The organism is Pseudomonas sp. C1C7 (assembly GCF_013359595.1).
In the GTDB taxonomy this organism is placed as follows: Bacteria; Pseudomonadota; Gammaproteobacteria; order Pseudomonadales; family Pseudomonadaceae; genus Aquipseudomonas.
On sequence record NZ_JABFMP010000013.1, the window covers coordinates 1 to 15,602 of the forward strand.

A 15,602-nucleotide genomic window follows, 5' to 3' on the forward strand; every position below is an offset into this window, starting at 1 on the left:
TGGCGTCCCTGATCGAAGCCAAGTACTGGCCGCCGGTGGGACGTGTCGACAACGTTTTCGGTGATCGCAACCTGATCTGCGCTTGCCCCTCCATCGAGGAGTACCAGGAAGCCTGAAACACCCACCCAACCCCCGTCCCCCTGTAGGAGCGAGGCTTGCCCGCGAAAGCCGTTACGCGATCCACCCGATGAACCGAGTCATCGTTTTTCGCGAGCAAGCATCGCTCCTACAGGGGACCACAATCAGAGGACCGCACCATGTTCAGCACCCTTTTTAGCAAGCACGACCAGATCCAGGGCTACGACGACGAACTGCTGGCGGCGATGAACGCCGAGGACGCGCGGCAGGAGCATCACATCGAGTTGATCGCTTCGGAAAACTACACCAGCCGGCGGGTGATGCAGGCCCAGGGCAGCGGCCTGACCAACAAGTACGCCGAGGGCTATCCGGGCAAGCGCTACTACGGCGGTTGCGAGCACGTCGATGTGGTCGAGCAACTGGCGATCGATCGCGCCAAACAATTGTTCGGCGCCGATTACGCCAACGTCCAGCCGCACTCCGGCAGCCAGGCCAACGCCGCGGTGTATCTGGCGTTGCTGCAGGCCGGCGACACCGTGCTGGGCATGAGCCTGGCCCACGGCGGCCACCTGACCCACGGTGCCAAGGTCAGCTTCTCGGGCAAGCTGTACAACGCCGTGCAGTACGGCATCGACACCGCCACCGGGCTGATCGACTACGACGAAGTGGAGCGCCTGGCGCTCGAGCACCGGCCGAAGATGATCATCGCCGGCTTCTCCGCCTACTCCAAAACCCTGGACTTCCCGCGCTTTCGCGAGATCGCCGACAAGGTCGGCGCCTATCTGTTCGTCGACATGGCCCACGTCGCCGGCCTGGTGGCGACCGGGCTGTACCCGAACCCGATTCCGTTCGCCGACGTGGTGACGACCACCACCCACAAGACCCTGCGCGGTCCCCGTGGCGGCCTGATTCTGGCCAAAGCTGATGCAGAGCTGGAGAAGAAGCTCAACGCCGCGGTGTTCCCCGGCGGCCAGGGCGGTCCGTTGATGCACGTGATCGCGGCCAAGGCGGTGTGTTTCAAGGAGGCGCTGGAGCCGGCATTCAAGGCCTATCAGACCCAGGTGATCCGCAATGCCCAGGCCATGGCCGAGGTGTTTATCAAGCGCGGCTACGACGTGGTGTCCGGCGGCACCGACAATCATCTGTTCCTGGTCAGCCTGATCCGTCAGGGCCTGACCGGCAAAGACGCCGACGCCGCCCTGGGCCGCGCCGGCATCACCGTGAACAAGAACGCGGTACCGAACGATCCGCAATCGCCCTTCGTGACCTCCGGCCTGCGCATCGGCACCCCGGCCATCACCAGCCGTGGTTTCAAGGAAGCTCAGAGCATTGAGCTGGCCGGCTGGATCTGCGACATCCTCGACCACCTGGGCGATGCGGACGTCGAGGCACAGGTCGCACGGCAGGCGGCAGCGATGTGCAGCGATTTCCCCGTCTACCGCGACTGATTTGCTGCACGAGATTGTGTGGCAATCAATCAAACCAAAACCCAATCCCTGTAGCAGCTGGCGCAGCCGAACGCAGGCTTCGCCAGCTGCTACAGGTCCTGCGGCGGTTTGGAAGATCGGCATTAGCCACAGGTTTTGTGCGTTGGAGCAGATTTCGGTCCATGATGTGCGCACTCGCGTTCATGCATGGAGACCCGGCCCGATGTCATTTGCAGTCCGATCCTGCAGCCTGTCGCTGCTGCTCACCCTCGCCGGATTCGCCGGGGCCGAAGACAGGCCCGAGCACATGGTGTACCTGCGCACCCTCGACCCCAGCATCGAGCAGGACATCCGCTACGCCACCGCGCACAACTTCACCGCTCACCCGCTCGACGGTTATGACGCCCCGGAATGCCTGTTGTCGGTGGAAGCGGCCAAGGCGCTCTCCCGCGTTCAATCGGCACTCAAGGCGCAAGGCTACGGCCTGAAAGTCTTCGACTGCTATCGCCCGACCCGGGCCGTAGCGGACATGGGCCGATTCGCCACAGAACCTGGCGACCCACGCAAAGCCGAGTTTTACCCGCAAGTCGCCAAGCAGGATTTCTGGCGCCTGGGCTACGTGGCGCGGGTCTCCAATCATTCCAAAGGCAGCACCGTCGACCTGACCCTGACCGGCCCCGGCGCCCTGCCCGCCGACACCTGGTCGCCGGCCGCCAAACCCGTCGACTGCACCGCACCCTACGCCGAACGCTGGCACGACGGCGCCGTCGACATGGGCACCGGCTTCGATTGCTTCGACGAGCGCGCGCACACCGACACCACCCTGATCAACACCAGCGCCCGGGAAAACCGCCAGCGCCTGACCAAGGCCATGGAAAAGGAAGGCTTCATCGGCTACTCCGCCGAGTGGTGGCATTTCACCTATACACGGGACGCTTCGTTGAAGACCGTGATGGACTTTCCCATCACGCCGATTGAAGCCAAGCCATGACGCGCCTGATCAAGGCCTGCGCCCTGTTGCTGTTGCCCGGTCTCGCGATGGCCGGGGGTCTCGATGACAGCCAGCAACTGATCGTGGTCATCAGCCAGGACTGGGATGCGATCCAGGCCACTGCCCAGCGTTACGAACGCCATGGCGAAATCTTTGAAAAATTCGAAGGCCCGTTTCCGGCAGTGCTCGGCAAAAACGGCCTGGGCTGGGGCAAGGGAATCGAGCCCATCGACAACGCCCAGGGCCCAATCAAGCAGGAAGGCGACGGCAAGGCTCCTGCCGGCATGTTCAAACTGGCAACGGCGTTTGGCTATGCGCCTTCCGCTGAAACCCGCCTGCCTTACCTGGAGCTGACAACAAACATCGAATGCGTGGATGACAGCCAGTCAGGTCGCTACAACCAACTGGTCGACGGCACGGCAGTCACCAAAGACTGGAACAGCTCCGAACGCATGCGGCGCAACGATGACCTGTACCGCCAGGGCATTTTCATCGAACACAACACCCCGGCCGCAGCGAACGCCGGTTCCTGCATCTTCTTCCACATCTGGCGAGCCCCCGCGACACCCACCCGGGGCTGCACCGCCATGGCCCCGACGGATATCCAGCGACTGTTCAGCTGGCTCGATCCGCACCGTTCTCCTTTGCTGGTGCAACTGCCGGAATCGGAATACGAACGGCTGCGTGAACGCTGGAAACTTCCCGCGCGTTGATCAGCCTTCGCGCCGCCGAGCGGCCTGGCACGCGCCATTTGCTCTGACGCAACCTGTGCCAGCTATCGATGAAGGGCGTCATGATGAGGCTCCAGATCGTCAGGTAACGCTGATCACCCGCCTCCCCGGTGCCGAACCGTATCGCCTCGGGCTTCGATTGCGTGACGTAGAGCGTGCCGAACATCCAGTCCCAGAGTGACAGGTTGACCGCGAAATTCTTGTTGTGATGCCTGCGTGCATCGCTGTGATGAATCTGATGCTGCGCGGGGCTGTTGATCACATGTTCGATTGCGGGTCCAAAGGACAGCCAGACATGGCTGTGCCGCAGGTTGGCCGCCAGGGCATTGAAGATGAACACGATGTAGGTCACCCCGAACAACGTGTAGCGGCTGATCTCGCCGCCACAGGCGTACCAGAAGATACCGGCGAAGGCGCCGATGAAAACGATGTCCATCAGCCGCTCGACGATTTTCTCCACGAAATGCACGCGGCTGGCCGTGACCGGAACCATGACCGGCGCCGAATGGTGAACCTTGTGGAACGCCCACAGGTAGCGCGAATGGTAAGCGCGATGGGCCCAGTACTGCGCGAAGTCCTGCACCACAAACACCCCCAGGCCATAGAGCAGCGTCAGCGCCAGATGCTCTTCGACCTGCACCCGCGCGCCCCAGAGCTGGGTGAAGAAGTGCACGTAATCCCGGGAGCGCAGCACATAGGGATCCACCAGCCCCACGATCGGCACCACCAGCATGACCTTGAGAATCGCGCGCACGAAGTAGTAGCGGCAATCGAGCAGCGCCGAAGGATGGAAATGCACCCGGCTGCCGCCCAGGAACGCCCAGAACGTCGGCGCATCACAGAGCCCGCGGGCCTTTCGATAGCGATACAGGCCATAGGCGACGGTGTAGGAGGTAAACAGAAAGGCCACGCACAGACGGCCATTGAGGTCGAACAGGCTGAGGAACTGCTCGCTGACAGGCGCGATGATCCATCTGAACAGGTGCTGGTAGAGCGTTGTGAACACGTCCATTACGTGGTTACCGAAATGCGGGACTACGGGGTAACGAAATGCGGAAACGAACACGCTCGCGACAAACGCGGGGGATGGCGCGGGAATCCGGATTCCCGTGTCATCGTTCGCGTCCATCGCGAGCGTGCTCGCTCCTACAAGGGTATCACCGAGTGTAGCCGTTATTGCGGATGTTTCTTGTTCACCCGACGCAGGAGCAAGGCTTGCCCTAATACCTGTCAGTTAAGCCGCCGCAAAACATGTAGCAGCTCTGCCTTTACTGACTGGCATTAGGGCGAGGTATTCATGGTGTTGTACAACTGCGGCCGGCGGTCACGGTGCAAGTCATTGCGCTGGCTGATGCGCTTGTTGCGCGCCTCGGCAAGGTTCAGGCTGGCCAGCAGCAACTGCTCGCCACCCTGCTCCGCCGGCCCGGCCACTGGATAGCCGTCAGTATCGACGATCACCGAACCCTGCACCCAACTCACGCCGCGCTCGTGACCGTGGCGGTCGCAGGCGGCGATGAACATGCGGTTCACCGAGGCGTTGGCCTGGACCCGCAGGACCTCCGCCGGGCGTTCGGTCAGTGGCCGTGGGCCGTCGGGCCAGTTGACCGGCGCGCAGAGCAGGTTTGCACCGGCCAGCGCCGGCAAGCGCACCCACTCCGGGAACTCCAGGTCGTAGCAGATCAGCACGCCGATGCGCCCGTGGACGGTGTCGATGACCGGCGGCGCCGCATCGCCGGCAGTGAAGATGTCCTTCTCGGCATCCCACAGATGGGCCTTGCGGTACACCGCGCGCAGGCCCTGGGCATCGATCAGCGCAGCGCTGTTGGCCAACTCGCCGCCGGGCAGGCGTTCACAGAAACCGCCCACCACCACAAGGTTCAGCTCCCGGGCCAGCGCCTGCCACAGTTGCAGGGTCGGCCCGTCGCGGGTTTCCGCCAGGGCCAGGGCTTCGTCGCGGTCTTCGAATACGTAACCGCTCTGCACCAGCTCCGGCAGCACCACCACCTGGGCGCCCTGCAAGGCTGCCGAGCGGATGGCCCGCTCGGTCAGGCTGCGGTTGTAAGCGAGGTCGCCGACTTTCGGTGCCAGTTGGCAGCAGGCGACCACGGTGTTTTTTGCAGCGTTCAACGCACCGCCTCCGCAGATGAATGGGTCATGGCGACAATGTCCTTTTCGGTGATCGTCTCGATGACCCGGCGCTCGGCGTCCAGGTCCAGCGAGCGGCTGAGGATGTAATAGGTCAGGCCCGATACCACCAGCCCCACCAGCCAGGCGATGTCGACGCCTTCGAGCACCCGCGCCAGCGGGCCGACGAAGACTTCTTTGCCGGCGGCGGCATCGAAGATGTAGAAGAACGGCACCATGGCGGCAAAGCCGATCAGGTACGAGACGATGCCGCGAAATTGCCAGGCGCCGTAGATGCCCTTCGGCGTGAAGAAATGCGGGATCGCGTAGCGCCCTTTGCGCACGAAGAAGTAGTCCACCAGGTTGACTGCGGTCCATGGCACCAGGAAGTACAGCAGCAGGACCAGGAAGGTGTTCAGCAGCGCAATCCCGTCACCCTTGATCGACAGCACGCAGGTCAACAGGATGAGGCTGATGGCGCTGATCGACAGGACCCGGGCGCGGGGTGTCGGGTTGATCTTCTTGACCGAGTCGACGCCGGTCAGCAATGTCAGCATGGCGCTGTAGGTGTTGAGTGCGATGATCGGCAGGAAGCCTGCCACCGAGACGATCACCAGCAGGCTGCCCAGCCCCGGCATCATCGAGGAACCGACCTGGTTCAACGCCACCAGCGCATCCGCCGCTTTCAGCTCCTGAGCCAGCCAGGCACCCAGGCCAATCATCCAGCTGCCGGACAGCGAAGCGCCGATGAACACCGCCGCGATCAGTTTCGGCCGGCTGGTGTTTTTCGGCAGGTAGCGCGAGTAGTCGGACACATAGGGCGCATAGGAAATGTTGTAGCTGGCACCGATGGCGAACAGCGTGGCGAAGGCGATCCAGTTGAAGCCCAGCTCGGTCGCCGGGGCGACGCCTTCGGTGCCCGCGCCGAACATCAGGGCGATGGTCACCAGCGCATACAGCGGAAGAGTCGCCAGCAAGGCCCATTTGAAGGCCTTGTGCATCAGGTCGTGGCCGTAGATCGACAACAGCGAGCCGACGGCGACCACAGCCACGGCAACGATGACCGGATTGAAGCCGAACACGTGCTCCAGCCCGTTCATGATCAGCGAGATGTTGACCACGTTGAAGCCGACGAACACGAACATCGTCGCCATCAACGCCAGGATCACCCCGCGATAGCCGAACTGGGCACGGGACTGGATCATCTGCGGCAACCCCATCTCCGGTCCTTGTGAGCCATGGAACGCCATGAAAATGGTGCCGAACATGATGCCCAGTGCGCCGGCCAGCATGGTCCACAACGCCGACAGGCCGAGGCTCGGGCCGACGAAACCGATGGAGATGGTGAAGAAGTGGAAATTGCCGAGGAACCAGAACGGCCCTTGGCTACTGAGTTTGGCGTGGCGCTCGTTTTCCGGAATGTAGTCGATCGAGTGGCCTTCGATGGCCAACCCGCTGCCGGCCTCGGTGGCCTGTGCAGAAAGTGGGGACCCTGACATACGATGGTTCCTATGCAGTTGATGTTGTTTTTGTTGTGGGTGCAGCGGCCGTTTCGACGTCCAGATCAGGTGAAACTCCAGAAAAAGCTGACGATGACCCTGGTTTGCCTGCAATGTATGGCGTTGGTCAGGGCAATAAAATATCGCAGGCACACTGTTTACATAGATCAGCGTCTATGTGATTGCACATCGGGAGCCCCCATGCTGGGAACTGTAACGGAGCTGGATCTGCGTTTGATCCGGGTGTTTCTCACCGTCGTCGAGGCCGGCGGGATTTCGGCGGCGCAGACCGCGCTCAACACCACGCAACCGACCATCAGCGCGCAACTGGCGACGCTGGAGGCGCGGGTGGGTTTTCGCCTGTGCGAACGGGGCCGCGGCGGGTTTTCGGTGACGCACAAGGGCGGGCAGTTCGTCGAGGCGGCGCGGCGTTTGCTGGCGGCGGCCGAGGGTTTTCGCGTCGAGGTGCAGCACATCAACCGCAAGGTCTCGGGCAACCTCAACATCGGCCTGCTCGGGCAGATCGACCCGGTGGCTAACAAGAAAATCGGCCAGGCGATCGCCCGCCTCCGGGCCCGGCACGAAGGGCTGTATTTTCACTTCACCGAGCTGTCGTCGTCCTTGCTGGAAGAGAAAATCATCAACAGCCATATCGACCTGGCCATCGGTTACTTCTGGCACCGCTTGCCGAATATCGACTACTTCCCGCTGTTCCAGGAAACCCAGATTGCCTACTGCGCGCCGTCGCATCCGCTGTTCGGGCAGGTGGGTGAATTGACTCGCGAGGATGTGAGTCATTACGACTGGGTCTGGCCCAGCCATCCGCTGCCGGAAATGCCGGCGCCTACGTCACTCGAGCGTTTGAGCGTACTGACCGACAGTATGGATGGGGCGGCGTTGCTGATTTTGTCGGGTCAGCACCTGGGGTTTCTGCCGCAGCACTATGCGGCGCGGCATGAGCAGCTAGGGCAGTTGCATCCGCTTAATCCGCAGTTGTTGCGCTATGAGGTGGGGTTTCATGCGGCGGTGCGGCACTCGGCGCGGCAGCGGGATTTGGTGAGTGCGTTTCTCAATGAATTGATCGAGATATTCGCAACACCCTAATCTCCCTGCCGAACACAAAACCTGTGGTGAGAACTCTGTGGCGAGCAGGTTATGGGGTTGTGTGTCAGCAGGTTGATTGGTGTTGTCAGAAGCGAATTTCATGGGTGGGAACAACATCAATCCGCGCCACCGAGCTGCTCAGGTCCGCCCAGTCGCGGTTGTGTTCGGCAATGATGTCTTCGGCCTTCACATTGCCGTTGTCCACGGTGGAATGCCCGTCGGCCGCCAGCACCACGTCGTAACCCAATTGATGAGCCTGGCGCAGGGTCGCGTTCACGCAGTAATCGGTCTGCAGGCCGCAGATGATCAGGCGCTCGAAATCCTCTACCGGCAACAGCTGTTGCAGGTTGGTCTGGTAGAACGAATCGCCGGTGGTCTTGCGCACGCGATGATCCTTGGGCGAGGTTTGCAGCCCTTCGGCCAGTTGCCAGCCCGGGGCGCCGTGCTTGAGCAGCTCGCCCTCTTCCTCGTGCTGGATCAGCACCACCGGGATCCCGGCGCTGCGTGCCCTGGCGCTCAGGCCGTTGATGGTGTCGATGACCCGTTTGATCTCATGGCATTCGTACTCACCCGAGCACAAAGCCTGTTGAACATCGATGATCAGCAATGCGGTGGTCATGGTCCTTCCTTGAGAAGTGAGTGAATCAGGGGACGAACATAGGCCCGTCCCCTGTTAAACACAACACTCAGTAGCCGAGCGACAGCCCGGTGTTACGCCGTGGATCGTTGGCGCCGTAATAGCGGTTCTTGCCGATAGGTTTACCGTCCAGCGAAGGCGCCCCGACGATGATCGCCGCCAGATGGTTGGCATCCTGGGGACCGGCGAACTTGTGGCCCCAGCTTTCGAGGATCTTCACCGTGTCCGGGCTGGTGGTGAAGGCCTCAAGGTTGGTTTCCTCCGGCAGCCATTGCTGGTGGAAGCGCGGTGCATCGACCGCTTCCTGAATGTTCATGCCGTAGTCGATCACGTTGAGCATGGTCAGCAGGGTCGCGGTGATGATGCGACTGCCGCCGGGGGTGCCGACGACCATCACCACTTTGCCGTCCTTGGTCACGATGGTCGGGCTCATGGACGACAGCGGCGCCTTGCCGGGCGCGATCGCGTTGGCTTCGCCCTGCACCAGGCCGTACATGTTCGGCACGCCGACCTTGGAGGTGAAATCGTCCATTTCGTCGTTGAGGATGACCCCGGTCTTGCTGGCCATGACCCCGGCACCGAACCAGTCGTTGAGGGTGTAGGTCACCGACACCGCGTTGCCCCACTTGTCGACGATGGAATAGTGGGTGGTGTTGCTGCCTTCATGGGGCGCCACGCCGGGCTTGAGCTCCTTGGAGTTGCCGGCTTTCTGCGGGTCGATCGCTTCACGCAGCTTGGTCGCGTAGTTTTTGTCGAGCAGGTGGGCAATCGGGTTTTTCACGAAATCCGGGTCGCCCAGGTAGCTGTTGCGGTCGACATAGGCGTGACGCATCGCTTCGATCTGGTAGTGCATGCCCTGGGCCGAGTGATAACCCAGATCCTTCATCGGATAGCCTTCGAGGATGTTCATGATCTGGCAGATCACCACGCCACCGGAGCTGGGCGGCGGGGCCGAGACCACGTGATAGCCGCGGTAGTCGCACTCGATGGGCGCCAGTTCCCGGGTCTTGTATTTGTCCAGGTCGGCCTGGGTGATGATGCCCTTGTTGGCCTGGCTGGAGGTGACGATGGCGTCGGCCACCCATCCTTTGTAGAAGCCGTCGGCGCCCTTCTCGGAAATGGTCCGCAGGGTTTTCGCCAGGTCTTTCTGCACCAGTTTCTGCCCGACCTGCATCGGCTCGCCGTTGCTCAGGAAAATCGAGCCGGAATCCTTCATGTCCTTCTTGAACACGTCGGTGGCGTATTCCAGCAGATCGACGTCGCCCTGTTCCAGCACAAAGCCGTCTTCGGCGAGTTTGATTGCCGGCGCAATCACGTCCTTGCGCGGCTTGGTGCCGTACTTGCTCAGGGCCAGTTCCATGCCGGACACGGTGCCCGGCACGCCGACGGCCAGGTGGCCGCGGGTACTCAGGTCCGGAACGACGTTGCCGTCCTTGTCCAGGTACATGTTGGCGGTGGCGGCCAGCGGGGCTTTTTCCCGGAAGTCGAGGAAGGTCTTGCGCCCGTCCGCCAATTGAATGGTCATGAATCCGCCGCCCCCCAGGTTACCCGCCGCCGGGTACACCACGGCCAGCGCATAGCCCACCGCGACCGCGGCATCGACGGCGTTGCCGCCGCTCTTGAGCACATCCACGCCGACGTGACTGGCCAGATGCTGGGCGGTGACCACCATGCCGTTTTCGGCGGCGACCGGGGCGACGGAGGCGGCATGGGCCGTCAGGCAACTGAGCGCCAACGAGGTCGCAATCAGCGTTTTGGCAAAAGGTTCGTACTTCATGAGTCGGTCTCTTGTTGTTTTAGGGCCCTGCGTTTGAGGGAAGCTTCAAGCAGTACGAAGTATGGTCAAGATTGCGTTTTGCGCCTCCCGGACGACGCAGTATCCTTAACGCCTGTTCAACAATCCGGCGCGGCATTTGGCATGACTTACACCTGCACCACCCTGGCCTCCCCGGTCGGCGAGTTGAAGCTGGTGGCGAACGGTTCGCGACTGGCGGCCATCCTCTGGGAAAACGACAAACCCGGCCGGGTGCGCCTCGGCCCGATGAGCGAAGCGCCGGACAACCCGATCCTGATACGCACCGCCGAACAACTGCGCGAATATTTCGCCGGGACCCGCGATCGTTTCGAGCTGGAGCTGGATTTCGCCGGAACGGACTTTCAGAAAAAGGTCTGGGCGGCGCTGCTGACCATTCCCTTCGGCGAGACCCGCAGCTACAGCCAGATCGCCGAACAGATCGGCAACCCGAGCGCGGTGCGGGCGGTGGGCGCGGCGAATGGCCGAAACCCGATTTCCATCATCGCGCCCTGTCATCGGGTGATCGGTGCGTCGGGGAAACTGACGGGGTTTGCCGGCGGGCTTGAGGCGAAGGAGTTGTTGCTGACGCTCGAAGGATGCGAACTGAAGGAAACCGGCAGAATGGACGATTTATTTTCGACCTGACCCGGTCGGTGTAGGAGCTGCCGAAGGCTGCGATCTTTTGATCTTGCCTTTAAAAATCAAAATCAAAAGGTCGCAGCCTTCGGCAGCTCCTACATGGGTACGGGGTCAGGCTGTCGAGGCGAGCTGCGACTTGAATTCCTTGAGGTACTGAGTCGCCAGCGTCTCTTTCTGCTTATCGTCGAGCAGCTTGCCCGCCATCTGGAAGAACTTCTGCTCTTCTTCCTCAAGGTGATGGTGGACTTTGTCCGCCAGCTTCTTCGCGGTCGCCAGCCACGCCGGGCTGGACATTTCAGTCTCGTCCAGTTCCTCCATCATTTCGTCCATTTCGTGATGCTCGGCAATCGCGTGGCGACTGAGGTCGACACCGTTGTCGAATTCCATCAACGGAATGTAGAAATGCCGCTCCTCAGCGGTTTCGTGAGCCTGCAGCTCGGACTTGAGCTGCTTGTAGGCCTCGACCCGTTCCGGCGTATCGCCGCTGGTACGGATCAATGCCTTGGAATAGGAGCGCTGACGATCATGGCTTTCGCGCAGGGCTTCGAAGATGTTCACGGCGGGTCCTCATCGGTCGCACTCTGGAATGGCGCGTCTGAATAAATGACATCTGCACGTTGGCGACGGTTCCACCGCTTTTTTGTCGATGGAAGATTCGCGGCGACCACGATAGGCTGCGGATTCACAGCCATATGGACATAGCCATGACATTGCGAATCGAGTTCACCCCCACTCCCACCGAAGAGGAACGCCTGGCGATCGTCAAACCGCTGCGCGCCTACAACGCGTCGAAGGCCGACGGTGCGGTTCCCGAGCACGTTGCCCTGCTGGTGCGCGACGAGAACGACCAGATCCTCGGCGGGCTCTATGCGCGACTGTTTTATCAGTGGCTGTACATCGACCTGCTGTCGGTGCCGGAACAGGCCCGGGGACAGGGCATGGGCACGCGGCTGATGCAGATGGCGGAGGATCTGGCGCGGGAGAGAAAGTGCGTTGGACTGTGGCTCGAAACCTTTGAATTCCAGGCGCCGGAGTTCTACAGGAAATGCGGTTACAGCGAGATCGGGCACATCGCCGATTATCCGCCGGGGCACAGGCATTTCTTCTTCCAGAAGCGCCTGAACTACTGATCTTCTCCTGTAGGAGCAGCCTTCGGCAGCTCCTACAGGGGGTGTGGTCGGTCAGGCAGTTCGCGTTATCGTCGGGACGATCAGAGGCACGTGGCAACTGCCGCCAACCGACGCTTAGCCACGAAATCATCCTGCTGCGCGTAGTAGCTGATTACCGTTCCCGAGGCATCGGTCGTCACGTCCACAAAGGACTCCGCCGAACGGGTGTACACCGTCGTGCCACCCTTCTCCCGAGGTTCCAGGTAGCCGCTGGCATCCACGCCGAACACCGCTTCGTCCTGCCAGGAAAACTGCACGCACTGGGCCACGACTTTTTCCGGCTTGTCCGAGTTGAGGGTCTTGTACGGGGGTTTGCTGCGGGCGTCGCTCATTACCGAGCCTGCGCACCCGGCCAGCATCGTCGCGGCCAGCGCCACCATCAGAATTCGCATTGCATTCGCTCATCAGAAAAAAGCGGACTGTATCACTGTGGCGGCCGATATCGTTCTGCTTTACTGAACGGATCTACTGAAGGAGCGATCATGGCAGTCCCCGAAGAACATCACGAACGGGCGTTGAGGCGCTTTCTCGATGAACACCCCGACCTGCGCGCCGAACTGGACAACCTCAACCCCCTGCTCGCCCAGGCCAAGGGCGAGACGCTTGAGCAGTTTCGTGACGAGCGCCTGCATGAAGCGTTCGAGGCCGAAGCCGAGCGCCGTGGCCTGTTCGCCTGGGAGCTGACCCTGCAACTGACCGCCGCGACCCCCGAGGAATACGAAACCCAGCGCCGGGAAGTGCACCGGGAAGTGGCGGAAATGGCGCGGATGGATTGGCTGGAGTATTGCGACCTGTACGGGATAAAACCCTAGCCGGGTTCCTGATTTTGCATCGTTCGGGCGGACCTCTTCGCGGGCAAGCCTCGCTCCTACGGGTTTTGCGCAGGCCTGTAGGAGCGAGGCTTGCCCGCGAAGGGGCCGGGACAGACAACATCGATTTAGCCGCCCCGCCGATAAAGCTTTATCATGGCTGCAGTTTCGCTGATCGAGTCCGTCATGAAGTTCGCCATTGCCGTGTTTTCCGCCGCCCATGCGCCCTCCTCGCGCCGCGCCTTGCAGTTCGCCCAGGCAGCGCTTGCCGGCGGGCATGAGATTGTCCGGCTGTTTTTCTATCAGGATGGCGTCTACAACGCGTCCAGCAGCGTGGTCACGCCCCAGGACGAGCTGGACTTGCCCAAACAATGGCGCGCCCTCATCGACCATCATCAACTCGACGGCGTGGTCTGCATCGCCGCCGCCCTGCGTCGTGGCGTGCTGAACGAGGAAGAAGCCCGGCGCTATCAGCGCGAAGCGGTGGCGGTCGACAAGCCATGGGAGCTCTCCGGTCTCGGCCAGTTGCATGACGCGGTGCAGGATGCCGACCGCCTGATCTGTTTTGGAGGCGCGTGAAATGTCCAGATCCCTGTTGATCATCAGCCGCCAGGCGCCGTGGTCCGGCACCTCTGCCCGGGAAGCGCTGGACATCGTGCTGGCCGGCGGCGCCTTCGATCTGCCGATCGGCCTGCTGTTCCTCGATGATGGCGTATTCCAGCTCGCCCCCCGCCAGAACGCCAAGGCCCTGCAACAGAAAGACCTGAGCGCCAACCTTCAGGCCTTGCCGATGTTCGGTGTCGAGGAACTCTTCGCCTGCGCCGACAGCGTGGCGCAACGCGGCCTGGACCCGAGCGCGCTGTCGCTCGAAGAAGCCCGGGTATTGGCCGCCGCTGACATCACCGCCCTCATTGACCGTTACGACCAGGTGATCACCCTCTGATGTCGACTTTGCATGTGTTGTCTCATTCCCCTTTCGGCGACGATCGCCTGGGCAGTTGCCTGCGGCTGATCGGCGCCGCCGACGCCCTGCTGCTCTCTGGCGACGCGGCCTACGCCTTGCAACCGGGCACCGAGCCGTTCAAGTCCCTCCAAGCTCGCGGCCTGAAACTCTACGTCCTCGCCGAAGACGCCGAGGCCCGCGCCATCGCGATGCCGGACTGGGCCCGCGCCATCGATTACCCGGCCTTCGTCGAGCTGTCGATCCACCACGACAAGGTCAACAGCTGGCTATGAAGGTATTGACCGTCGGCGCCCGCGCCATCGAATTGGACAAGGACGGCTTCCTGGTCGAATTGAGCGATTGGTCGGCTGAAGTCGCCAGCGCCCTGGCGGCCGCCGAAGACATCGAACTGACCCCGGCCCATTGGGAAGTGCTCGAACTGCTGCGCAGTTTCTACGCCGAATTCCAGCTGTCACCCGCCACGCGCCCGCTGATCAAGTACACCGCCTTGAAGCTCGGCCCGGACAAGGGCAACAGCCTGCACCTGAACCAACTGTTCAAAGGCACCCCCGCCAAACTCGCCGCGAAACTGGCGGGCCTTCCCAAACCGACGAATTGCCTATGACAGACTATCCAGCGCTGACCCTCGAAACGCCCGCCGAACATCCCTTCGCCCAGTTCGTGCGGATCCTCGGCAAAGGCAAGCGCGGCGCCCGCGACCTGACCCGTGAAGAAGCCCGCGCCGCCATGGGCATGGTCCTCGACGAGCAGGTCGAGGCCACCCAACTGGGTGCGTTCCTGATGCTGCTGCGCCACAAGGAAGAAAGCGCCGAGGAAATGGCCGGCTTCACCGAGGCCCTGCGTGAGCGCTTGCAGGCGCCAGCCCTGAAGGTCGATCTGGACTGGCCGACCTACGCCGGCAAGAAGCGTCATCTACCGTGGTACCTGCTGGCGGCCAAATGCCTGGCGCAGAACGGCGTGCGGATTTTCATGCACGGCGGCGGCGCGCATACGGCGGGTCGGCTGTACAGCGAGCAATTGCTGGAAACGCTGCAGATTCCGCTGTGCCGCAACTGGCAGCAGGTGGGTTCGGCCCTGGACAACGGCGGCCTGGCCTTCATGCCGCTGGTGGACTGGGCGCCGCAACTGCAACGGATGATCGACCTGCGTAATACCCTGGGCCTGCGCTCGCCGATCCACTCCCTGGCGCGGATTCTCAATCCGTTGGGCGCCCGCTGCGGCCTGCAAAGCATTTTCCACCCCGGCTACCAGGCGGTGCACCGCGAAGCCAGCGGCCTGCTCGGCGACACGGCGATCGTGATCAAGGGCGATGGCGGCGAGATCGAGATCAACCCGGACGCCGACAGCCATCTGTACGGCACCGCGAACGGCGAAAGCTGGGACGAGGAATGGCCGCAACTGTCGAGCCAGCGCCACGTCAAACCCGCCAGCCTCGACCCCGAGCACCTCAAGGCTGTATGGCGCGGCGATGTGGTCGACAGCTACCCGCAAATGGCGCTGATCTGCACCATGGCCCTGGCCCTGCGCGGCCTGGGTCAGCCCCGCGAGCAAGCCTTCGAGACCGCCCAACGCTATTGGGATGCGCGAGACAAATCGATTTAACCGATAGTTACTCTTCGATCTTTGCGCTTTTTT

20 protein-coding genes are annotated in these 15,602 nt (G+C 62.2%); 13 read left to right on the forward strand and 7 right to left on the reverse strand.

The window, feature by feature from the left end:
• The 4 genes from HNO86_RS30575 to HNO86_RS12935 form a co-directional block, all read left to right on the forward strand.
• Positions 1 to 116 (forward strand): hypothetical protein (locus HNO86_RS30575; RefSeq protein WP_372242528.1); only part of this gene is annotated, 116 nt, incomplete at its 5' end.
• A 141-nt stretch (positions 117 to 257) separates the two neighbouring features.
• Positions 258 to 1,526 (forward strand): serine hydroxymethyltransferase, encoded by a 1,269-nt coding sequence (gene glyA, locus HNO86_RS12925; RefSeq protein WP_175377345.1) that lies wholly within the window; start codon positions 258 to 260, stop codon positions 1,524 to 1,526.
• Between the two features lie 202 nt (positions 1,527 to 1,728).
• Positions 1,729 to 2,496 (forward strand): M15 family metallopeptidase, encoded by a 768-nt coding sequence (locus HNO86_RS12930; RefSeq protein WP_175377346.1) that lies wholly within the window; start codon positions 1,729 to 1,731, stop codon positions 2,494 to 2,496.
• Positions 2,493 to 3,209 (forward strand): L,D-transpeptidase, encoded by a 717-nt coding sequence (locus HNO86_RS12935; RefSeq protein WP_175377347.1) that lies wholly within the window; start codon positions 2,493 to 2,495, stop codon positions 3,207 to 3,209. The genes HNO86_RS12930 and HNO86_RS12935 overlap by 4 nt, the downstream gene beginning before the upstream one ends.
• Here HNO86_RS12935 and HNO86_RS12940 read toward each other — a convergent pair.
• The 3 genes from HNO86_RS12940 to HNO86_RS12950 form a co-directional block, all read right to left on the reverse strand.
• Positions 3,112 to 4,239: a sterol desaturase family protein gene (locus HNO86_RS12940; RefSeq protein ID WP_175377348.1), complete on the reverse strand. Its 1,128-nt coding sequence runs from the start codon at positions 4,237 to 4,239 to the stop codon at positions 3,112 to 3,114. The genes HNO86_RS12935 and HNO86_RS12940 overlap by 98 nt on opposite strands.
• Before the next feature lie 269 nt (positions 4,240 to 4,508).
• A complete protein-coding gene (locus tag HNO86_RS12945; protein ID WP_175377349.1) occupies positions 4,509 to 5,354 on the reverse strand; it encodes a nitrilase family protein in 846 nt (281 codons plus the stop codon).
• Positions 5,351 to 6,850, reverse strand: coding sequence for a cytosine permease (locus tag HNO86_RS12950; protein WP_175377350.1), 1,500 nt, complete (start codon positions 6,848 to 6,850; stop codon positions 5,351 to 5,353). Before HNO86_RS12950 ends, HNO86_RS12945 begins: the two co-directional genes overlap by 4 nt.
• 201 nt (positions 6,851 to 7,051) lie before the next feature.
• On the opposite strand from HNO86_RS12950, the gene HNO86_RS12955 reads away from it, so the two are divergent.
• Complete coding sequence (locus HNO86_RS12955) at positions 7,052 to 7,954, forward strand: LysR family transcriptional regulator (RefSeq protein WP_175377351.1); 903 nt, start codon at positions 7,052 to 7,054, stop codon at positions 7,952 to 7,954.
• 85 nt (positions 7,955 to 8,039) lie between these two features.
• On the opposite strand, the gene HNO86_RS12960 is transcribed toward HNO86_RS12955, so the two are convergent.
• Positions 8,040 to 8,573 (reverse strand): cysteine hydrolase family protein, encoded by a 534-nt coding sequence (locus tag HNO86_RS12960; RefSeq protein WP_175377352.1) that lies wholly within the window; start codon positions 8,571 to 8,573, stop codon positions 8,040 to 8,042.
• 67 nt (positions 8,574 to 8,640) lie between these two features.
• Entirely contained in the window at positions 8,641 to 10,368 is a 1,728-nt protein-coding gene (gene ggt / locus HNO86_RS12965) for a gamma-glutamyltransferase (RefSeq protein ID WP_175377353.1), read from the reverse strand.
• 141 nt (positions 10,369 to 10,509) lie between these two features.
• On the opposite strand from ggt, the gene HNO86_RS12970 reads away from it, so the two are divergent.
• Positions 10,510 to 11,031 (forward strand): methylated-DNA--[protein]-cysteine S-methyltransferase, encoded by a 522-nt coding sequence (locus tag HNO86_RS12970; protein ID WP_175377354.1) that lies wholly within the window; start codon positions 10,510 to 10,512, stop codon positions 11,029 to 11,031.
• Positions 11,032 to 11,136: 105 nt separating this feature from the next.
• Here HNO86_RS12970 and HNO86_RS12975 read toward each other — a convergent pair whose 3' ends face one another.
• The gene (locus tag HNO86_RS12975; protein ID WP_175377355.1) at positions 11,137 to 11,583 is read right to left on the reverse strand and encodes a hemerythrin domain-containing protein; all 447 of its coding nucleotides are present in this window, start codon (positions 11,581 to 11,583) and stop codon (positions 11,137 to 11,139) included.
• A 146-nt stretch (positions 11,584 to 11,729) separates the two neighbouring features.
• Here HNO86_RS12975 and HNO86_RS12980 point away from each other — a divergent pair, with 146 nt between their 5' ends.
• Positions 11,730 to 12,155, forward strand: coding sequence for an N-acetyltransferase (locus tag HNO86_RS12980; RefSeq protein ID WP_175377356.1), 426 nt, complete (start codon positions 11,730 to 11,732; stop codon positions 12,153 to 12,155).
• Positions 12,156 to 12,235: 80 nt separating this feature from the next.
• Here the strand turns inward: HNO86_RS12980 and HNO86_RS12985 are convergent, their stop codons facing one another.
• Complete coding sequence (locus tag HNO86_RS12985) at positions 12,236 to 12,586, reverse strand: hypothetical protein (protein WP_175377357.1); 351 nt, start codon at positions 12,584 to 12,586, stop codon at positions 12,236 to 12,238.
• 90 nt (positions 12,587 to 12,676) lie between these two features.
• Between HNO86_RS12985 and HNO86_RS12990 the strand changes: the two genes are divergently transcribed.
• The 6 genes from HNO86_RS12990 (at position 12,677) to HNO86_RS13015 (ending at position 15,569) form a co-directional block, all read left to right on the forward strand.
• A complete protein-coding gene (locus tag HNO86_RS12990; RefSeq protein ID WP_175377358.1) occupies positions 12,677 to 13,006 on the forward strand; it encodes a DUF6388 family protein in 330 nt (109 codons plus the stop codon).
• Between the two features lie 183 nt (positions 13,007 to 13,189).
• A complete protein-coding gene (gene tusD, locus HNO86_RS12995) occupies positions 13,190 to 13,582 on the forward strand; it encodes a sulfurtransferase complex subunit TusD (protein WP_175377468.1) in 393 nt (130 codons plus the stop codon).
• Position 13,583: 1 nt separating this feature from the next.
• Positions 13,584 to 13,946, forward strand: a complete 363-nt coding sequence (gene tusC, locus HNO86_RS13000) for a sulfurtransferase complex subunit TusC (RefSeq protein WP_175377359.1) — start codon at positions 13,584 to 13,586, stop codon at positions 13,944 to 13,946.
• The gene (gene tusB, locus HNO86_RS13005) at positions 13,946 to 14,239 is read left to right on the forward strand and encodes a sulfurtransferase complex subunit TusB (protein ID WP_175377360.1); all 294 of its coding nucleotides are present in this window, start codon (positions 13,946 to 13,948) and stop codon (positions 14,237 to 14,239) included. The genes tusC and tusB overlap by 1 nt, the downstream gene beginning before the upstream one ends.
• On the forward strand, positions 14,236 to 14,571 hold the full coding sequence (locus HNO86_RS13010) for a TusE/DsrC/DsvC family sulfur relay protein (protein ID WP_175377361.1): 336 nt from the start codon (positions 14,236 to 14,238) through the stop codon (positions 14,569 to 14,571). Before tusB ends, HNO86_RS13010 begins: the two co-directional genes overlap by 4 nt.
• Positions 14,568 to 15,569, forward strand: coding sequence for a glycosyl transferase family protein (locus HNO86_RS13015; protein ID WP_175377362.1), 1,002 nt, complete (start codon positions 14,568 to 14,570; stop codon positions 15,567 to 15,569). The genes HNO86_RS13010 and HNO86_RS13015 overlap by 4 nt, the downstream gene beginning before the upstream one ends.
• The last annotated feature ends 33 nt before the right edge of the window (positions 15,570 to 15,602 follow it).